The organism is Candidatus Zixiibacteriota bacterium (assembly GCA_035574315.1).
Taxonomy (GTDB): domain Bacteria; phylum Desulfobacterota; class Binatia; order UBA9968; family UBA9968; genus DATLYW01.
Genome location: DATLYW010000026.1, coordinates 47,135 through 66,615, shown reverse-complemented (window position 1 = coordinate 66,615; position 19,481 = coordinate 47,135). Strand labels below are relative to the sequence as shown.

The following is a 19,481-nucleotide window of genomic DNA, read 5'->3' as shown; positions in this document are numbered from 1 at the left end:
AACGGTTCGAACCGTTTGAACGGCAGCGAAGCGAACCTCCATGAACGGCCCGCAGGGGCCGGCACGGCTCGAAGGCTTTGAAAGCGAAGCGCCGAAGCGGTGTGAAAGTCGCCAGGATTCGTTCGATGCTCGAACGGCTGACGCGGCTCGGCGACGAGATCCGCCACCGGACTCTCTTCGAAGGGAAAAATTTCACTTCCGGCCTGATCGAGTTTCGCCCGACCGGAAAGGTCGACCCGAAGCAAATCGTGCACCACGACCGCGAGGTCGTCTGCTACGTGCTGCGCGGGCGCGGGCGGCTGCGCGCGGGAGGCCGGCGGCTCCCGCTGTCACCCGGGACCGTGTGTCACATCCCGCGGCGAGTGCCGCACGATTTTGCCGCGCTCACCGCCGGCAAGCTCGTGATCTGGTACGCGTTGATCAAGGCGGGGTAGTCCGGGTGTCCGATGTCCTGAGTCCGGCGTTTGCATTCTCGCCCGAGAAAGCAAGCCGTGAAAAGTCACTACACGATCCGGGCGGCCGGGCTGCGGTTCGCGGCAGACCCGGGAGCCGAGACCCGAAACGCATTTTTCACCACACCCGTACCAGCTTCGCCCTGAAGTAGGCGTCCCAGACCGCCAGGGCGGGCTTCGGCCGCCCGTCCGCAGTCTGCATCCCGGTGTATGCCCAGATTCCGGCCAGCTCGCTCATCGACGGCGGGAGCTTCGCCACGAGCTTGTCCGAGTCCGTGGTCGCGAAGTTGATCACGAACTCGTAACCTTCGCGAGCGGCCGTGGACAGCAGCAGCTCGGCGAACTGGCGCTGGTCGCCCTCCGATCCCTTGAGGGTCACTCCGTACGAGCGCAACGGCACGTCGCGTGACGTCATGCCGCTTTCGGACACCGCTACGGGTTTCTTGAAGCGCGAGGCGAAGGCGAAGAAGTTCGCCGGCACCGGCCGCGGCACCGCGGGGCTCATGTGCGGATAGGCGCTCATCGCGAAGAGATCGCTCTGTCTCATCAGGTCCGCGACCTCACGTTCCTGGTCCGCGCCCCTGGCCTCGCCGGCAAGTCGCTTGTAGTGCAACACGTCGGTGGTGAAGAAAACCTGCAGGGCGGGGTATTTTTTCTTGAGAGCGCGGTAGGTCTCCCGGTGCAGCTCCTTCAGCTGGCGCCATCCGGCGGCGTCACGGCTCAGCAGCACGTTCGACTCGACCCCGATGGCGAGATAATCCGGCCGCATCGCCTGCACGCAGCGCAGCGCGAAGTTCAGGTAAGCCTTCTTGACGCTCGGGCTGTTGAGCGGCTGCTTGCTCCACGGCGGGGGGAGCGGAAGATTGTCGCGCTCGCCCCAGTAAGACGCGAGCCCCCGGCGGTCCTTGTCGAGAGGCGAGATCGACAGGAAGAGCTTCTTGCCGGCCGGCGGCCGGTAACTCATGGCTTCCTGAACGTCCTTCGAGTAGGGTTTGTCGGCGAGGGCCTCGGGCCACGGGATACCTCCGATGAATGTCACCGATACGATATCGCCGTGCGCGTGAGCGAACTCGCGGGCCACCCGGATCCCCTCGGCGGAAAGGTCGGCGGGCCACAGGGTGAACCCCATGAAGAACGGGCGCGTGTCGGGACCGCGGAACGGGGGCCCGGGAGGCGCCGGCGCCTCCCGGGTTGGAGCTTCCTGCGGGGGAGCGGGAGACGCCGGCGGTGCCGGTGCGCCGCCTTCCTTCGGAAACGGAGCGCATCCCTGGAGCGCGACGAAGACGATAAAGGCGATGAACCCGGACAACGAGGACTTTCCGTCGCTCATAACAACGCGCATGATAGCGCACCGCGCGCGCCTTGTCAGCGCGCCGCGAGTCGTTCGTATCGGGCTCCGGGTGCCCCGCGGCGGTCTCTGAACCGCCGGGTCTGTTTTCATCGGGCGGATCATACGGTATCTTTGAGGGACGGTCGGTGAACGCGGAATGGTGACGGACCGGTCCGCACGCTTCGGACTTCAGAGCCGCGCGCGCGGTCGCGCCGGGCAACGCTCGCGCGCCGGCGACCGCGCGGAGAAGAGCCATTCCTTGAAAACGATCTCGCCACGCTTGCTCGCCGTCCCGCTGGCTTTTCTGCTCTCCGGAGTTCTTCTCTCCGGTTGCTCCGGGCGCACGGTCACACCGGAGCCCCGATACGTCCCGGCAGGCGATCTGCTCGACATCATCAAAGATTTCCAGCGCCTTGCGCGCGAGGACATCTACCGCTTCCCGATTCCCAAGGACGTCACCGGGATGAACATCTTCAAGGCGACGCTCGTCAGGCTGGACGACTACGAAAAGAAAAATCCGGGCAGGTTCATCGACATCGTTCAATTCAACCGGGCTCTGGCCTTCGAGCGGCTGCGCGACTACGACCAGGCCGCCGTCTGGTATCGGAAAGTGGCGGAGACCGACGGCCGGCTCGGCCGCGAAGCGGCCAGAAACCTCGAGGCGCTCGACGCCTTCCAGCGCGTCCGCGACAAGCCGGTTTCCGCGGAAGATCCGTTCCAGTACATGAAGGCGCTCGACGAGAAGGTCGCCGCCTGGAACGAGCTGATCGCCCGCTACCGCGGAACGCCCTACGAGTTCCTCGCCCGCGTGGAGGAAGAGCGGGTCGACCGGGCCAAGATCGCGTTCGTGGAGGCCAACCGCTACCGCCTGAAGGAAGGCAACCAGCTGGTCATTCTGGGCTACAGCCAGCTCGTGACCAAGCACCGCCAGAGCAAGAACATCTACCGGTTCCTGATCGACTTCGGCGACTTCTACGCGCGGCTTGCAAAAGAGTACGTCGCCCAGTACGATCCGGAGGGCCTGGAGTTCGACTTCAAGGCCTTCGATCAGTTTGCAAAATCCGCATTAAAACTCTATACGGAAGTGGTCCAGGTGGACGGAATCCTGGAAAAAATAGAGGCCCAGGGCAGGATCGAATCGATGCGGGGGCTGATCGAGAAAATAACGAGGCTCAACCGATGAGGATGCCGGCGCGCGGTGGTCCCGGGCTGCTCCGGCGTCTGTCGGCGAGGCGGGTGCTCCTCGGTTTGATCGCGGCGGTTCTGGTTCTCGTACCCCGGCTCGCCCGGCCGCAGGAACGCGAGATCGTCCTGGAAAAGATCCTCAACCCGCTGCCGGACTTCGATCCCTTCGAAGCTCCCGCCGCGGCCGCTCCGCGCTATTTTCCCGACGAGGTCGACCGGCGCGCCCGCGAGCTGATGATCGATGCGCTCACCAACCGCACGGAATCGCTCCAGGAGCATCTCCGGTTTCTCGAGAAAGAAGACGCCCGGCTCCAACGGGAGCAGGGCTCGGTCACGGGGCTGGCGGAGCACGCGCTCGACCTGGTGAACAACACGATTGCCGACCGGGAAGCGTTCCTGGCCGCCCAGAAGCAGGCGCTGAAAAGCGCCCGCTCGCCGGAACGGAAGAGATACCTCGAAGCGATCCTCAACCGCGACGATCTCACACGAGCCGACGATCTCGTGCGCCAGAGCTCGACCAACCAGTGGGGAGGGATCCTCAACCGCCTGATCAGCTCCATCGACCTGGTGGGGGTGGCTTCCGGGAACTACGCGGGAGCGGCCGCCGAGACGCTCATCAGCCAGATTTACGCGATCAGTAACCGGGAGATGTCGGTCGAGGAGCGTCGCGCGCTGGCGCGCCATCTCGATCACCTCAAGCGCTATCCCGACGACCCGCGCAATCCGGAAATCCTCGAGCAGGCGGCGGGGATCGAGATCAAGAAGAAGAGCCTCCTGGTGCAAAAACAGCTCGCCAGGGGAGACGAGGCGCTCGCCAAGGGAGACCTCGACCGGGCTCTCTTCCATTTCGAGATCGCTTCCTTCATCGACCCCGAGTCCGGGCCGGCCCGGCGCGCGGTGCACAGGGCGACCGAGCTCAGGTCTTCCCGCAGGGCGGCGGCCGAGAAAGGGCTTGCGGCGGCTCCCGAACGGGATCTTTCGCCGGCACAGGAAACGGATGCGCGGCGGCTGCTGACCGCGCTCAGCCTGCGCGACCCGCTCCAGCTCGAGCGCGAAGCGGTGGCGCTGGAGAAGAAGCATCGCGGCAGCGCCCTCGGCGACGCCGCCCTGGACGCCGAAGCCGTAGCCCTGGAAATGCGCGGGAGGCACGATACGGCGAAGAAGATCCTCGAGGAGCTTTCCCGCTCGGCCCACGACCCGCGGGCGCGCGAGCGCGCCGCCGCCCTTCTCGGAAGCTCCGAGTACAATCTCCTCGCGGCCTTCCACGATGCACGTAGCGAGCGGCGCGCGGAGTCGGTGAAGTACGTCCTCCTGGGCGACGACCTCCTCAAGAAAAACCTCCTCTACGCCGCGGGCGCTTTCGCCGCCGCCGGTCCCGCGGCGGGAGTCGCGCTCGGCGCCGTCAACGCCTTCATGATGGGAACCAATCTCGCCCGCGTGCTGGGCGACAACCCCGTCTCGTCGCAGCCGGTGATCGACGCGGGGGTCGCCTTCGTCCGCAGCCATCCGGAGTCCGAGAGCTCGGCCGATGTCTATCGGGTTCTGGCGGAGGCCTACGAGGAACGGGGCGCTTACGACAAGGCCCTCTATTTCCACGAGCTGGCGGGCAGCCCCAGGGAAAAGCTCGACGCCGTCAAGCAGAAAGCCGCGCGCGCGCTGCTCGACGTCGCCGCCAGGGCCAGGAGCCGCGACGCCCGCGAGTACTACCTCGCCGCGGTCATCGACGCTTACCCGAACAGCGCGGCCGCCGCGGAGGCGACCAGGAAGCTCGCGGAGATGGCGCGGGATAACCGCCAGGGGCTGCGCATGAGCAAGCAGTTTCTGCTCGAGAATCCGGAAATCTACGGTCCGCGCGGCCTGGGGCTCAAGGCGTCCCTGCTCGACGGCAATCCGGCGAATATGGAGATCGCCGACCGGGGCGTGAACCTGCTGAACGAGCAGGAGCTCCTGGTCTATTATCAGACTCCCTGGGGCGTGCGGAGCCAGAGCTACCCGGTGGGCCGGCAGACGGTGGAGCGCCTCTTCGCGACGCTGCGCGAGAAGAACCAGCAAGTGGCGCTCGCGGACGCCAACCGGCGGGCTCCCGGCACCGAAGGCGGTATCCAGAACCTGCCCTCGTCTGTGCGCAGGGGGACCACCGGGGTTCGACGCGAGCGGCCGGAGGAGAACGAGGACACGACGTTTTCCTTCGTCCGGCGAGCAGACGGCACGCTTCCGGCTTACCCCAAGGTTCTGGACCACGAGCTGCTGAGCGAAAACGAGCGCAACCCCGAAAGCAAGTACAAGCTGCCGCCGATCCAGGGAAGCGTCTCGGCGAGCCGCTTCACGTTGAGCGGCGGGCTGCCTGCGGGTCTGTGGGGCAACCAGATCGCCATCGGCAGCGATTCCCGCAGCCCCTTTGCGGGGGTTCAGCTGCCGCTGCCACTGCTCCAGGGATTCGTGCCCGTCGACTTCATGATCCAGGGAAGGCCGGGCGGTGTTTCGATCTATCCGAGGATCCACACCCAGGACGATCGCAACGAGGACGCCGAGCTCTACCGATAAGCGACGGAGTACGCCCTTGCAGAGCACGATCTCCCTCTCCCGCCCTCGTTATTTCGACCTCGCCCGCTGGCGGCCGGGCAAGGAGGCGACTCGCGGCTGGCTGTCGATCGTCGGCGGGCTGGCGATCTGGGAGGCCCTCGCCCGGGCGTTGCTGGAAAACGAGCTCTTGATTCCGCCTCCGAGCAGCGTCGCGCTCTCGTTCTGGCAGCTCGCCGGGACCGGGGAGCTGACCCGACATTTCGCGGCGACGTTCCTCGAATTCGCCTACGGCTTCACGACCGCCTGCCTGATCGGGATCGCAATCGGGTACCTCATGGGGATGTACCGCTGGTTCGACGAGATCATGGACCCGTGGATTGCAACGCTCTACTCGATCCCCGTCGTCACGATCGTCCCGCTGATCATCATCTGGTTCGGAGTGGGAATGGTCTCGAAGGTGATCGTGGTCTTCAAGATCACCGCGGTGGCGATCATCCTCAACACGGCCGCCGGCATCAAGTCGCTCGATCCGGTCTGGCTGGAGCTGGCGAAGTCGCTGCGCCTGAGCTCGTGGGAAACGACCTGCAAGATCCGCCTGCCCGGCGCCCTGCCGTTCATCATCACGGGAATGCGGTTGGGCGTGGGGCGGGCCCTTCTCGGAGTGATCGTCGCCGAGCTGATGGCTTCCAACGCGGGGCTGGGGTACCTGCTTCGCGATTCTTCGGAAACCTGGGACAGTCCCAAGCTTTTTCTCACGGTCGTTCTGCTGGCGGCGATCGGCCTGGCGAGCTTTCACCTGATCAAACGGCTCGAAGTGAAAATGGCTCCGTGGCGACAGACCGCCGAATGGGTCTCCGAGTCCTGAAGTCGCCCGTGTCCCCCGCCATGAACGAGCGCGAAAACCGATCGCCCCGAAAGCTCCTGCGCGCGGTCTCCGTGGTTGCCGGTCTTCTCCTCTGGCACCTGCTCGCAACCCGCGTGGTGGGCGACTCGGCCCTGCTGGTCTCGCCGCTCGTCGTCGTCGAAACCGCCTACGACATGTCGGCCGTGACCGGCGAGCTCTATCCGCACCTGTTCGCCAGCTCGTGGATTTTCCTCTACGGCTTTCTTCTCGCGGTGCTCGTCGGCGTCCCCACGGGATTCGTGATGGCGCTCAACACCACCATCCGTGATTACGTCAATCCCTGGGTCATGGTGCTCTACACGTCGCCGCGCATCGCTTTCGCGCCGGTTCTCTTGCTGTGGTTCGGCGTCGGCGGTGCCTCGAAGGTGGCGATCGTCTTCCTCGGCTGCGTCTTCCCGATCCTGATCAATTCGTACTACGGGATGCGCGTGGTCAACCGCGAGTTCGTCGAGCTGGCACGCTCCTTTCGCCTCGGCAGCCGGGCCCTGTTCTTGAAGATACTCCTGCCCGCTTCCGTTCCCTTTCTTCTCGCCGGTATCCGCCTGGCGATCGGGCGGGGCCTGACCGGGGTCGCCATCGCCGAATGGTTCGGAGCCACCGAGGGCCTGGGCTACCTGATCTTCTTCGCCGGGCAGACGCTCAATGTCCCGATTCTCTTCGTCGGCGTGGCGGTATTCGCGGTGCTGGGGATCCTCGGCTTCGAAGTCGTCCGGCAAATAGAGAACTACGCGACTCCGTGGCGCAGGAGCCTGCCGCAGGGCTGACCATGGCTGCTCCCGTCCTCGAACTGCGAAACCTGACCAAGGAAGTCCCGCGACCCGGGCGCGACCCCTTCGTCATCTTCCGCGACATCAATCTCACCGTGCGCGACGGCGAGTTCGTGAGCATCGTCGGCCCCAGCGGCTGCGGCAAGACGACGCTTTTGCGCGTGATCAACGGCCTCCTGCCCCACAGCAGCGGGCAGATCTTCGTCGACGGCAAGCCCGCCAAGGAGGTGGAAAACCAGCTCGTGATGGGCTTCGTCTTCCAGGGCGCCTCCCTCCTGCCCTGGCGGACCAGCCTGAAAAACGTCCTGCTCGGCCTCGAGGGGCGGAACCACGATGCCAGGGAGGCGGAACGCCACGCCCGGCGGTATCTGGAGCTCGTAGGCCTGGCCGGCTTCGAAGGCCATTACCCGCACGAGCTTTCCGGCGGGATGCAGCAGCGGGTCAACCTTGCCCGGGCGCTGGCCGTGAATCCGCGGATCCTGCTCATGGACGAGCCCTTCGCCGCCCTCGACGCGCAGACGCGCAGCTTCATGCAGCTCGAGCTGCTGCGGATCTGGCGCGAAACCAGGAAAACGGTCATCTTCGTCACCCACATGATTTCCGAGGCGATCCTGCTCTCCGACCGGGTCGTGGTCTTCAGCCATCGCCCGGGGACGATCCGCTCGGAGTTCCAGGTTCCGATCACCCGGCCGCGAAGCATGGAGGTCAAGTCGGACCCTCGTTTCGTGGAGCTGGAAAACGTCGTCTGGAAACAGATCGAAGAGGAAGTGAAATCTACGGGAGAATTCGGGAAGCTCTAGGCCCGCCGGACGGCGCGGCCGAATCCCACGAAGGAGGTTTTCATGCGATCCGTGGTTTGCCGAGCCCTCGCTCTACTCGCCGCTACCGCCCTGGCCGCCGCAGGCGATGTTTCCGCGGCGGCGGGCGGCAAGCTCTCCAAGGTGCGCTTCGTCCAGAGCGGGCATACCGCCTCGAGCTGGCCGATCTACGTCGCCCAACAGAGGAAGATCCTCGAGAAGAACGGGATCGAGCTCGAGGTGATCGTCATCCGAGGGGCGACCAACACGACGCGCGCCGTCCTGAGCGAAACCATTCCGATCGGCCGAATCAACCCGGACTACGTCATCGGCGGCATCGAAAAGGGAGCCCGGGTGAGGATTCTCAGCGGCAACATGGAGAAGATTCCGTACGACGTGATCGCCCGTCCCGAGATCAAGAGCGGCGCCGACTTGAAGGGCAAAACCATCGGCGTGAGCACGCTGACGGGCGGCACGACCAACATGATCGAGGAGGTGCTGGAAAAAGCCTACAAGCTCAAGCCGTCCGATTACAAGTACCTCGTGGTCGGCACTTCTCCCGACCGCTACGCCGCGATCAAGGGCGGCTCCGTCCAGGCGACGTTCATGGGCCCGCCGTTCAACTTTCGCGCGATCAAGGAAGGCTTTACCAAGCTCATCACTTTCCACGAGATTCTCGGCCCGATCCAGTTCACGGTCGACTTCGCGCACATGAACTACATCAAGTCCAACCGCAACGACGTCGTCCAGTACCTGCGGTCGATCATCGAGGCCACCGAATGGCTCTACGACCGCAAGAACAAGGAAGAGGCGATCGCCATTCACATGAAGGTGCTCAAGAGCCAGCGCGACATCGCCGAGCAGGACTACAGGTATCTCGTCGAGGAGTTCCAGCCCTTCCCCCGCGGCGGCGCGGTCAACAAGATCGCGATGGAAAAAACCATCGAGCTGCGGGTCAAGGAAGGACTTTACAAGGGCAAGAAGGTTCCTTCGTACACCGAGTTCGTCGACAACTCGCTGATCGAGGAGGCTCAGAAGCTCGCGGGTTTCAAACACTGAGGAGCGCATTGCCGGGCAGACACGCATCGAGGGTCGGCCGGGGGCTCCGCGCAACGGCAGTGTCCGGTTCCCGGTTCCTGTTTTTTACAGCCCACCGTTGAACCCGTGAACGATCGAGGCGCGGCGACGCGGAGAGTCTCGGCCGCGGATCCCCATGATGCGATCTCTGCATGCTCGAGCCACCGCGGATCGGCCGTCTCGGTCCGGGCAACCCTTGTGCGACGTTCACATGAACATGAACCGAGTCATAAACCACAACGTGGAGAGGTGAATTGAGATGAGGTATCGGTCAACTGCACGTCTCGGCGGCGCGCTGCTCAGCGGCGCCCTTGTCGCCATCCTGGCTCACGCCCCGGCCGGAGCCCAGGCGCTGAAGAAAATCCGCATCGGCTATCCGTCCCTGAGCTTCCGGCAGAGCAACGTATGGGTCGCGAAGGAGATGGGGCTTTTCGCCAAGTACGGACTGGAAGTCGAGCCTATCTTCCTGCGCGGCGGCCAGACGGCCACGCAGGCGCTGGTGGCCGGAGATCCGCCGATCGTCAACATCGGAACGGTAGTCCAGGCGGGCCTCCAGGGCTACAATCTGGTGCTGGTCGCGGCCGTGGAGAATCGCTACGATCAGATCGTTTTCGCCCGGCCTTCGATCACGAGGCTGGAACAGCTCAGGGGAAAGAACTTCGGGGTGAGCGGCTTCGGCTCGGCCACCCATTACGCGTCGACGATCCTCGTGAAGCACCTCCGGATGGACCCCAAGGAGCTTCACCTCCTGCCGAGCGGCCCGGACGCCGAGCGTCTCGCCGCCCTTTCCGCGGGGAAGATCGACGCGACGTTCTTCAGCTCTTCGGCGGCCCCGGTCGCCCGGAAGGCCGGCTTCAACGAGCTGTTGAACATCGCCGATCTGGACGTCGAGGTGCAGGGCAACGGCTTCGCCACCTCGCGCGATTACATCAAAGCCAATCGCGACACGGTCAAATCGGCCCTGAAGGGATTCGTCGAGGCGATCTATTTCATCTACGCCAACAAGAAGGAAGCCCAGCGGGTCTTCGCGAAGTACATGCGCACGAACAGCCCCGAGGTGCTGGAGGACTCCTATCAGGGCTACGTCAAGATGATCCCCAAGAAGCCCTATCCGACGCTGAAAGGCATCCAGTTCATGCTCGACATGCTCGCTCCGACGATCCCGCAGGCCCGCAAGGCGCGCCCCGAGCAGTTCGTCGACCTGAGCTTCCTCCAGGAGCTGGAGCACGAAGGCTTTTTCACGGACATGGCCAAACGATATCCGGCGAAGTAGCCGAAATCGCCGACGGAGGGAGGCGCTCATGAAAACTATCGTTCAGCCCCGAAACCTGCCCGATCCCCGCCCTCGCTACAGCCACGGCATTCTGGCCGAAGGGGGCAGGCTCCTGTTCATCGCCGGCCAGACCGCCATCGACGAGAACGGGAAAGTCGTCGGGAAGGGCGACATCGAGGCCCAGACCCGTCAGGTGTTCAAGAACCTCGCGGCGGTGCTCGAGCGAGCCGGGGGAACTCTCGACGACCTGGTCATGACCACGACGTACCTCACCGATCGCAAGTACCGCGAGGGTTACAACCGCGTACGGCTGGAGCAGTACCGGAAGGATCCGCCGACGAGCACTCTGCTCATCGTCAGCGGTCTCGCCCACGAGGACTACCTGATCGAGATTTCGGGCATCGCCGTTCTGTGACATGAGAGTTACGGTGCTCGACGATTACCAGCGAGCCTTCGAGCGCACCGAAGCGATCCGTCGGCTGCGCGAGAAAGCCGAGGTCCGGATCCTCACGGAAAGAATCGAAGGCGAGGCCGCGCTCGCCGCGGCGCTCGAGGGCTCGCAGGCGATCATCCCGATCCGCGAGCGAACCCGTTTTCCCGCGTCGCTTCTGGCGGCGCTGCGGGACGTCGAGCTCATCTCGCAGACCGGCAATCACGCCTATCATATCGACCTCGACGCCGCGTCGCGGGCGGGAATCTTGGTGGCGCTGGCGCCCGGCGGCAACAGCACGACCGAGCTCGCCTTCGGTCTCATGATCGCGTTGATGCGCCGCATTCCGCAGAGCGACCGGGCGATGCGCCGCGGCGAATGGCCGCTCGTGCTGGGATACGTCCTGCGCGGGAAAACGCTCGGCATCCTGGGTCTCGGCAAGATCGGCACCGAGGTCGCGGCGATCGCGCGCGCCTTCGGTATGAACGTTGTCGCATGGGGGCCCACCCTGACCCCGGAGCGCGCCGCGCGCTCGCAAGCGACCTATATGCCCCTGGACGACGTGCTGCGCAGCGCCGACGTTGTGTCCATCCACCTCGCGCTCTCCGAGCGAAGCAAAGGCCTCCTGGACGAGCGCCGCCTTCGGTTGATGAAGCCGACCGCGTACCTGGTGAACACGGCACGGGGGGCGATCGTCGACGAGGCCGCGCTGGTCCGGCTGCTCGAGGAACGGGCGATCGCGGGCGCGGCGCTGGACGTGTTCGTCGAGGAGCCGCTGCCGCGGGAGAGCCCGCTGTTGAGGCTCGACAACGTCGTCCTGACGCCTCACCTGGGATGGCCGACGGACTCGGGCTTCGCCGGGTTCGCGGAAAACTCGGTCAAGAACATCCTCGACTACATGGAAGGAAGGCCGCTCGAGAGGCTCATCAATCCGCAAGCGCTCTCTTTCCGCAAGGCCCGGGGGCCCGCAGCCTCCCGCTGAAGCTCGAGAGCGGTCAGGCGATTGTGAGCGCGGTCCGGTAAAGGCTCCGGCGCTCCTCGTCGAAGAACTCGACCGTCGCCTGCGGCGGGCGGATTTTGGGGTCCACCGTCACCGTCGCGTAGTTGAAGGTGGCGTTGGAGAAGAACTCGAAGCGGCGGCCCAGCCCGGTGGCGAGGACATTGATCGGCGAGGCGATCGGTCCCGCGATGATCTGCTTGACGGCGCGCGGCGCGCCGGGGATCCGGCTCACGGCCGCGTAGTGAAGGTCGGCCGCCAGGAAAAACACTCCCTGGATTTTCCGGCCCGCGATCCACCGCAAAAGCTCGTTTCGCTCTTCCGGAAAGCCGTCCCACCGGTCTCTTCCCCCGCCGTAGAACGGCACCGAGGTGGCGACGAACTTGAACAGCGCGGTCGACGCCTCGAGGCCCTTTAACAGCCATCGTTTCTGCGCCTCTCCCAGAATGGTGCGTCGCGAGCGGTCGCGGTACTGGCGCACGTCGAGTATGAAAAGCTCGAGGGCCTTTCCCCAGCGAAACGACCGGTAAAGCCTGTGGGGATCGAGGGGATCCGGTTCGATCGGCCAGTAATCGATGAACGCCTTCCTCCCGACCGGCATCAGCGGATGGCTCGGGTCGCAATCGTTGGCAACCTCGTGATCGTCCCAGATGACGTAGGTGGCGACCTCGCGGAAAAGCCTCTGGCTGGGAGCGTCCTGCCTGTTGTTGCGATACTTGGCCCAGAACTCTTGCAAGGTGCTGGCGACCGCGCCGATGTCGGCGTAAATCGTGTCTCCCAGGTAGAGAAAGAAGTCCGGCGATGTCTCGCGGATCGCATCCATGATCGCGAAGGGCTGGTAGCTCTCCCGGCTGTCGCCGCTGAAGCAGAACCGCACCGGAGCGAGATCGTCCGGAGCGGGCGCCGTACGAAAGCGGCCCACGGGGCCGGGCCGTTTCCCGGCGACCCGCGCGCGGTAATAGTACGTGGTTCCCGGCGCGAGCCCTTCGAGCTTGATCTTGGCGGTGTCGTCGCAGTCCCGGGCGACCGCCCTCGGCGCCGTTTCCTCGAAACGCTCCGGCGCCGGCCCGGGAGCGTAGCGGACCGACACCCGGCTCCCGGGCTCGGCCCGGAGCCAGACGATCGCGCTGTTCGACGTGACGTCGCCGGCGAGGCAACGGAAACAGAGCCCTGTATCCGGGTCGGGCTCTCCGCCTTTCAGAGAGGCGCACCCGCCGCCGGAAAACCAGAAAGGGAGCGCCGCGGCCGTCTTGGCGGCCGCGGCGAGAAATTCGCGCCGGCCGAGAACCGCTCTCGGGCCGCCGCCCGTCGTCCGAGCATCACCCGCCATCTGCCGCCGAAAGCGCGCCTCCTAACCGCCGCTTCATGGATGGAAACGATTCCACAGGATCTCGCTGGCCCAGCCCGCCAGGAACGGGAACACGGCGCTGACCGCGACCCGGACCGCGACCACCTTCGGGCCGAGAAACGGAATTTCCCACATGATGATACGCTGCAGCCCGAAGAGCGACCACGCGGTCAGATAAGCGACCAGAGGCCCCACCCCGACGCCGACCTTGAACAGCGAGGCGACGATCGGGAAGTGGGTCATCGGGCCTCCGGGAGTCACGCTGCCGAGCGTCATGCCGATGAGCAAGCCGCGCGCTCCCGATCCTTTGCCCATCCACCGCACGATCACTTCCTGGGGAACCACCGCCTGAATCAGGCCGGCGAGCGTGAAAGCCGCGACCATGCGGGGAATGATCTCCAGAATCAACGCCCCGGTCGCGTTGAGCCCCGCGCCGGCGGCCGCGGGCGATTTCCAGTAAACGACAACGAGCGCGATCAGCGCCGCCGCCAGCATGACCAGGGTAGACGCGTCCATAGACCTCCTGAGTATGATCCGCAGTTTGGCCCGCTGTGGCATCGAAAAAAGCCCGACCAGCCGAGATGTAGCCGAAAACTGTAAACAGAGCGGCCCGCTTTTGCAACAACGGTCGGGCCCGCACCCCATGTCCGCCGATGCCTCCCCCTCGCCGGCGCTTCAGGGTTTCACGATCAGGGACGGTTCTTCGCGGCTCTTTTTGCGCTCCTCGGAAAGATAAAAAGCGAAGCTCTTCTGGACGAGGCCCGTCAGAAAGGAGACGTCGAGCGGACCGGGATCGCCTTCCCTCACCTGAAGCGCCACGGCCAAAGCGAGCTTTCCCGCCGTCGTCCGGCCGGTGGCATCGAGATAGTAGGCCATGTCTTCCATGCGCCGCGCTAGGACCTCGCCCCGGCCGGGGGCGCAGACCGCCTTGACCGCCTCGCGGACGATCGCCGCAAGCCGCTCTTCCTTCTGCGCCGGGTTGAGGATCAGCGGGCTGGTTTGGGCCTCGTGCAGGCGGGGCAGGAACGGCTCGATCCAATCGGCATCCAGGATCCAGACACGGAATTCCGGTTCATCGAGCAGCCGGCGCGATTGCTCGCGCCACGCGCCCGCCCGGATCTCCTCGCCACGAAAGCGGGCGTACGCAGGGTGCTCGGTCGTCCTCCGCTCGCCCGGAACGACCATCGCGCGCAGCTCCGGGAAACGTTCGAGGCCGCTGCGTCCCGCCGCGCGGGCTTTTTCGTAGGCGTCGAGAATTTCCCCGTCGGCGTACTCCCACGGCACGGCGACCATCGCCGCGCCGTGCCGCCGCTGGATCTCCTCCATCATGGCGCGCAGCTCCTTGCGCCGCATCCGCGCGCCGCCGACGCGCACGAGCCCCTCGCGGTCGCTCACCGCCGCCTGCAGGAGCTGGAGCCCGTAGCCGGCATGCGGCCGCGCGATCCAGAAAAGCCGCCCGCCGCCGCTGTCGACCGGGGACATGTAGGCTTCGACTTCGACCGCCGGGGCGGTCCGCGGCGGGCCCGCCGCGCCTTCGGCGCGCTCGGGAATCGCAATCCCCCTCTGCCCCAACCTGAAAAGCGACCGGCGGATCTCTTTCCTGACCTCCTTGTCCGGCGTCGCTCCTTCGAGCTCGAGCAGCGCTTCGACGGCTGCGGGGTCGGCGATCTTGCCCAGCGCGAACGCCACCGCGAAATCCGTCTCCCTGTCCTTCCCGAACAGCTCCTTCAAGGGGCCGACGAGCGCCGGTGACGGGGAATCGATCTCGACCCCGCTCTCGGCGAGACGCGTCAACCCCAGGCGCAGCTCCTCGGGCTGCCTTTTCTTCTTCGCCAACGACCTTCCTCCGCGAGGCGCGCAGCGCGCCCTCTAGCGCGCCCTGGTGAGGTCGGAGAGCTTTCCGGCCCGGCCGGCGAAAGCGAAGTTGGGCCAGGTCTCGACCTGAGCGTCGCGGTAGTTCTCGCGATACCACTTTGCAACGTTGCCGGCGGTGGTGAACCAGACCTTGTCGTGGCTCTTCGCGTAGCGGATGAACTCGCGCAGCAAAGGGGCCCGGAACGGACGACCGCCGACGAAGGGATGATTGCCCCACATCATGAACTTGGGGTCCGTGGCCCCTTCTTCGTAGAGGCAGTCGAAACAGTCCTTCCACATCTGCAACAGGTCGCGCGGCGTCCGCCCGGCCCGCTGATAGCTGGCGTAGTCGTTGAGATCGGCGAAGTACGAAAGGACCGTGAGCTCCCGGTTTTTCACCTTGAGCGTGTACGGCGTTTCCTGATGCTGCGGGTCCATCCAGTACGTGTAGCCGCACTCGGCGATGATCTCCGGCGTGTTGACGCTCGGCGCGATCCCGGTCGACAGATAGCCTTCCGGAGCCTTGCCGACGACCTTCTTGACCGCCTCGACCGTCTTCAACAGGTCTTTTTTCTCGCGGTCGCGCTTTTTCATGTAGCTGTAATCGTGGATCCAGGTCTCGGTGCCCACCTCGTGGCCCTGGCGGACGATCTCCTTGAAGATCTCCGGATAGTTCTGAACGGTGATTCCCGTCGGGAAAAAGGTCGTCTGGATCCCTTCTTTCTCCAGAATCTCGAGAAAGCGATAGATCCCCACGCGCTCGCCGAACTCGCGATCCGTGATGACGCCGAGATCCTTCTTCGTGAGCGCGTTCCGCGGAAAGCCGCGCCGGTTCTGCTGCTGCCGCGAGTCGGGCCCGCCGAGGTCCTCGGGCCAGGTCTCGAAAGCGATGCAGGGCGTGATCGCGATGCGCGCCCCGTCGGGCCACTTGATCGGTTCTCTCCTGGGTCTGATCATAGCTCCTCCGTGTGGTTAGAACTTGGTTAGTCATGCCACACTTCACCGGAGTTTCCAAACGTCGCGGCGTGGTCGCGCCGCGCGGACTTGACTTGCGCCGGGATGCCGGTTAAGTGAATGTTTCAAACGAAAAAGCTTCGAACGCGGGAGGCGTACGAGCATGGCAGAAGGAAAACTGGTCGAGTATCGCGTGGAGAACGGCATTGCGGTTCTGGAGATCAACCGCCCGCCCGTCAACAGCTACACCACCGAGCTCCTCAAAGAGCTCGACGCCGCCGTTCTGGAAGCGCGTTTCGACGACAGCGTTCACGCCCTGGTCATCACCGGGAAGGTCGAGAAATTTTTCTCCGCCGGCGCCGATATCAACATGCTTTCCAGCAAGCCGCTCTCGTACAAGAACAACTTCGCGCTGCACGGCCACGAGGTGCTGATGCGGATCGAGAACACCCCCAAGATCGTCGTCGCGGCGCTCAACGGCCATGCCGTGGGCGGGGGGCTGGAGATCGCGATGGCGTGCGACATCCGCATCGCCAAGAAGGAAGGCGGCCGCGTCGGGCTCGCCGAGATCAACCTCGGCGTGATGCCCGGCATGGGCGGCACGCAACGCCTGCCGCGGCTGGTGGGCAAGGCTCGGGCTCTGGAGCTTTGCGCCACCGGCAAGACGATCGCGTTCGAAGAGGCCCTGGAGATGGGGCTGATCCACTACATCTACGATCGCAATAACTTCATGGAGCAGGTTCTCGACTACACGCGGCAGTTCGTGATTCCGAACAAGAGCAGCCTGGCGGTCGGCAAGGTCAAGCGTGCGATCCAGGCGGGGCTCGAGATGTCCCTGCCGGACGGGCTGGCGTTCGAAAGGGAGCTCCTGGCACAAACCTTCGCCAGCGAGGACGGCGCCGAAGGCGTGAAGGCCTATCTCGAAAAGAGAACTGCCAGGTTCCAGGGTAAATAGCCGCCAGGTCAACCGCCGGAGCCACCGGCGCGGGCCGCAAACGGAACACGCGCGGGGAATCGACACAACAATGCAGCGCGGGCGTCCGCTCGGGCCCGCCTGCGCCAGAGTGAGGAGGTCCTGTCAATGGCAAAAATGGTGATCGGCGGAGAGCTCGTCGATTCGGTCAGCAAGGAAACTTACGAGGTCCGCAACCCGGCTACCGGCGCGGTGGTCGACTCGGCGCCCCAGGGCACCGCGGAGGATGTGCGTCACGCCATCCAGGCCGCGGAAACCGCCTTCAAGGAGTGGGCCGACACCACGCCCGAAGAGCGGGGGCAGGCGCTCATGAACGCCTGCGCCCTGATCAGGAAGAACAGCGGCGAGATCGCCCAGCTCCTCACCCAGGAGCAGGGAAAAACGCTCTTCGAAGCCGGTCTCGAAATCCACCATCTGCTGCACGGGCTGGAGTTCTACGCCGGGCTCGCCTCCAAGGTCCGCGGCGCCCACGTGCCGCTGCCGCAGAAGGGCGCGTACGGCATGGTGGTGCGCCAGCCGATCGGCGTCTGCGGCGGGATCGTTCCGTGGAATTTTCCGCTGACGCTGATGGGCACCAAGCTCGGCCCGGCGCTCGCGGCCGGCAACACCATCATCATCAAGCCCGCCAGCACAACCCCTCTGGCGACCCTCCGCGTCATCGAGCTGATCCAGCAGGCGACCTTCGGCGAAGGGAAAGCGCAGAAGACGTTGCCCAAGGGCACCGTCAACTGCGTTACCGGTCCCGGCGGCACCGTCGGCGAGGAGATTCTCCGCAACCCCCGCATCCGGCGAATCGCCTTCACCGGGTCAACCGCCGTGGGAAGGCACGTGATGGAGGTGGCCGGGCGCGAGATCAAGCGCGTCACGCTCGAGCTGGGCGGAAGCGATCCGATGATCGTCATGGAGGACGCCAACCTTGACGTGGCGATCAAGATGGCCGACGTGGGGCGGTACTTCAACTGCGGCCAGATGTGCCTCGGTGTCAAACGGCTGTTCCTGCAGGAGTCGATCGCGGAGAAGTTCACGGGCGGGCTCGTCGAGATCCTGAAGAAGAAGACCGTCGGCAACGGCATGAACAAGGAAACCCGGATGGGGCCCATCCACCTCGAGTCCCAGCGTCGGGAGATCGAAGAGCAGGTGGAAGACGCGAAGTCGCGGGGCGCCAAAACCCTCTTCGGCGGCGAGCGTCCGAAGGGCGGCGATTACGACAAAGGCTTCTTCTATCTGCCGACTCTGCTCGGCAACGTTCCCGAGGATGCGCGCGTCACCACCGAAGAAGTCTTCGGCCCCGTGCTGCCGGTCTACACGTTCAAGACGCTCGACGAGGCGATCGAGCGGGCCAACGCCTCCGAGTACGGCCTCGGCTCCTCGATCTGGACGCGCAATCTGCTCCACGCGAACAAGGCGATCGACCGGATCCAGGCAGGCAACGTCTGGGTCAACTCGCTCCACTACGGCTACGACGAGCTTCCCTTCGGCGGCGTCAAGGCGAGCGGCGTGGGGCGGGAGCACGGCCCCGAGGCCCTCGACTATTACCTCGAGCCCAAAGGCGTGGTGATCGTCAACGTCTGAGCCCGGTGCGGGGAACCTGCCGCCGAAAGACGTTTGACAACCCGGCTGCGATTCGACTAGCGTAGGCCCATCTCTTGGCGCAGGGAGGGACGCTCATGTTTGCGCGGATCAAGCACATGGCGATCGTCAGCAGCAACGTCAATCTCGAGGGCGACTTCTACCGCGACGTGTTCGGCATGAAGCGTTCCGGCGTCGCGCGCGCCGGCGGGGCCGTCGTCGTGCGCGACGGCTATGTCGGGCTGAATCTCAACCCGAGGGCTCCCGGGCGCCAGGCGGGCTTCGATCACTTCGGCTTCGAGGTCGAGGACGTGGAGCTGGTCTTTCAACGCCTCAAGGAAAAATATCCGAGCGTCCGCGTCCTCAAACGCCCCAGCAACCGGCCGTTCGCGGGCATCAGCTCGCACGACCCGGCGGGGAACGTGTTCGATCTCTCGCAGAAAGGGATGGAGAACCGCACCGATCTGTACGTCGATCAGGACGAGGTGCGGCCCCGGCGGATCGGCCACTTCGCCCTGCGGGCCGTCGAACCCGAGAAGATCGCGGAATTCTACCGCACGGTCTTCGATCTGAACGAGCTGGAAAAGCCGGCCGGTGATGCCAACCACTACCTGACCGACGGCACGGTGACGCTCGCCATCTTCCCGTGGCAGATCACCGATTTCGCGGGGTCGGGAATCGAGCGCCCCGCGCTCGACCACATCGGCTTCAAGGTCGAAAGCATGGCGGCTTTCAAGGCAGATCTGGAAAAGTACCAGAACGATTACGCACCCCCGGCGGATCCACGCCCGGAGAAAAACCCGGAGCGCGAGGTCCGGCGGCAGCTCTTCGCCAGGTGCTGTTTCGGCCAGTTCCAGATGTCCGATCCGGACGGGGTATTGATCGACGTCGCGGAAGCTTCCTGACGAGCTTGTTCTAGTTGGACATCCATTGAACGTGGGCCGGGGCCTGAAGATCGCGGGCACCCGAACGTAAAGCTCCCGCTTCGGCCCGGGCGGTCGCATAACCCGCTCCCGGGGAGCGGTGCGTCGGAGACTGCGGGCTCTGG

At 65.1% G+C, this 19,481-nt stretch carries 18 protein-coding genes; 13 read left to right on the top strand and 5 right to left on the bottom strand.

The genetic code is table 11. The features are described 5' to 3' along the window. The first annotated feature begins 125 nt into the window (after positions 1-125). Entirely contained in the window at positions 126-434 is a 309-nt protein-coding gene (locus VNN77_08240) for a cupin domain-containing protein (GenBank protein ID HXG51376.1), read from the top strand. Between the two features lie 136 nt (positions 435-570). Here VNN77_08240 and VNN77_08235 read toward each other — a convergent pair whose 3' ends face one another. After that, positions 571-1,782, bottom strand: a complete 1,212-nt coding sequence (locus VNN77_08235; GenBank protein ID HXG51375.1) for a hypothetical protein — start codon at positions 1,780-1,782, stop codon at positions 571-573. 259 nt (positions 1,783-2,041) lie between these two features. Between VNN77_08235 and VNN77_08230 the strand changes: the two genes are divergently transcribed. The 9 genes from VNN77_08230 to VNN77_08190 all read left to right on the top strand — a co-directional run bounded on the left by VNN77_08230 (position 2,042) and on the right by VNN77_08190 (position 11,720). Next, the gene (locus VNN77_08230; GenBank protein ID HXG51374.1) at positions 2,042-2,965 is read left to right on the top strand and encodes a hypothetical protein; all 924 of its coding nucleotides are present in this window, start codon (positions 2,042-2,044) and stop codon (positions 2,963-2,965) included. Further along, the gene (locus VNN77_08225) at positions 2,962-5,511 is read left to right on the top strand and encodes a hypothetical protein (protein ID HXG51373.1); all 2,550 of its coding nucleotides are present in this window, start codon (positions 2,962-2,964) and stop codon (positions 5,509-5,511) included. Before VNN77_08230 ends, VNN77_08225 begins: the two co-directional genes overlap by 4 nt. A 16-nt stretch (positions 5,512-5,527) precedes the next feature. Next, the gene (locus tag VNN77_08220) at positions 5,528-6,355 is read left to right on the top strand and encodes an ABC transporter permease (GenBank protein HXG51372.1); all 828 of its coding nucleotides are present in this window, start codon (positions 5,528-5,530) and stop codon (positions 6,353-6,355) included. Continuing rightward, positions 6,337-7,158, top strand: coding sequence for an ABC transporter permease (locus VNN77_08215; protein HXG51371.1), 822 nt, complete (start codon positions 6,337-6,339; stop codon positions 7,156-7,158). Before VNN77_08220 ends, VNN77_08215 begins: the two co-directional genes overlap by 19 nt. 2 nt (positions 7,159-7,160) lie before the next feature. After that, positions 7,161-7,961: an ABC transporter ATP-binding protein gene (locus VNN77_08210; protein HXG51370.1), complete on the top strand. Its 801-nt coding sequence runs from the start codon at positions 7,161-7,163 to the stop codon at positions 7,959-7,961. A gap of 42 nt (positions 7,962-8,003) precedes the next feature. Then, on the top strand, positions 8,004-9,017 hold the full coding sequence (locus VNN77_08205) for an ABC transporter substrate-binding protein (protein HXG51369.1): 1,014 nt from the start codon (positions 8,004-8,006) through the stop codon (positions 9,015-9,017). Positions 9,018-9,294: 277 nt separating this feature from the next. Continuing rightward, positions 9,295-10,308 (top strand): ABC transporter substrate-binding protein, encoded by a 1,014-nt coding sequence (locus VNN77_08200; GenBank protein HXG51368.1) that lies wholly within the window; start codon positions 9,295-9,297, stop codon positions 10,306-10,308. A gap of 28 nt (positions 10,309-10,336) precedes the next feature. Next, positions 10,337-10,723: a RidA family protein gene (locus tag VNN77_08195; GenBank protein HXG51367.1), complete on the top strand. Its 387-nt coding sequence runs from the start codon at positions 10,337-10,339 to the stop codon at positions 10,721-10,723. A 1-nt stretch (position 10,724) separates the two neighbouring features. Beyond that, positions 10,725-11,720: a D-2-hydroxyacid dehydrogenase family protein gene (locus tag VNN77_08190; GenBank protein HXG51366.1), complete on the top strand. Its 996-nt coding sequence runs from the start codon at positions 10,725-10,727 to the stop codon at positions 11,718-11,720. 13 nt (positions 11,721-11,733) lie between these two features. On the opposite strand, the gene VNN77_08185 is transcribed toward VNN77_08190, so the two are convergent. The 4 genes from VNN77_08185 to VNN77_08170 form a co-directional block, all read right to left on the bottom strand. Beyond that, on the bottom strand, positions 11,734-13,065 hold the full coding sequence (locus VNN77_08185) for an alkaline phosphatase D family protein (GenBank protein HXG51365.1): 1,332 nt from the start codon (positions 13,063-13,065) through the stop codon (positions 11,734-11,736). A gap of 33 nt (positions 13,066-13,098) precedes the next feature. Further along, positions 13,099-13,599: a permease gene (locus VNN77_08180; GenBank protein HXG51364.1), complete on the bottom strand. Its 501-nt coding sequence runs from the start codon at positions 13,597-13,599 to the stop codon at positions 13,099-13,101. Positions 13,600-13,758: 159 nt separating this feature from the next. Then, positions 13,759-14,919, bottom strand: coding sequence for a hypothetical protein (locus tag VNN77_08175; protein HXG51363.1), 1,161 nt, complete (start codon positions 14,917-14,919; stop codon positions 13,759-13,761). Between the two features lie 33 nt (positions 14,920-14,952). Beyond that, positions 14,953-15,894 carry a polysaccharide deacetylase family protein gene (locus VNN77_08170; protein ID HXG51362.1) on the bottom strand — a complete coding sequence of 314 codons (942 nt, stop codon included), beginning with the start codon at positions 15,892-15,894 and terminating at the stop codon, positions 14,953-14,955. A gap of 160 nt (positions 15,895-16,054) precedes the next feature. Between VNN77_08170 and VNN77_08165 the strand changes: the two genes are divergently transcribed. From VNN77_08165 to VNN77_08155, 3 genes are all read left to right on the top strand, one after another. Beyond that, a complete protein-coding gene (locus tag VNN77_08165; GenBank protein HXG51361.1) occupies positions 16,055-16,846 on the top strand; it encodes an enoyl-CoA hydratase-related protein in 792 nt (263 codons plus the stop codon). A 126-nt stretch (positions 16,847-16,972) separates the two neighbouring features. Then, positions 16,973-18,436 (top strand): aldehyde dehydrogenase family protein, encoded by a 1,464-nt coding sequence (locus VNN77_08160; GenBank protein HXG51360.1) that lies wholly within the window; start codon positions 16,973-16,975, stop codon positions 18,434-18,436. 95 nt (positions 18,437-18,531) lie between these two features. After that, positions 18,532-19,338, top strand: coding sequence for a VOC family protein (locus tag VNN77_08155; protein HXG51359.1), 807 nt, complete (start codon positions 18,532-18,534; stop codon positions 19,336-19,338). The last annotated feature ends 143 nt before the right edge of the window (positions 19,339-19,481 follow it).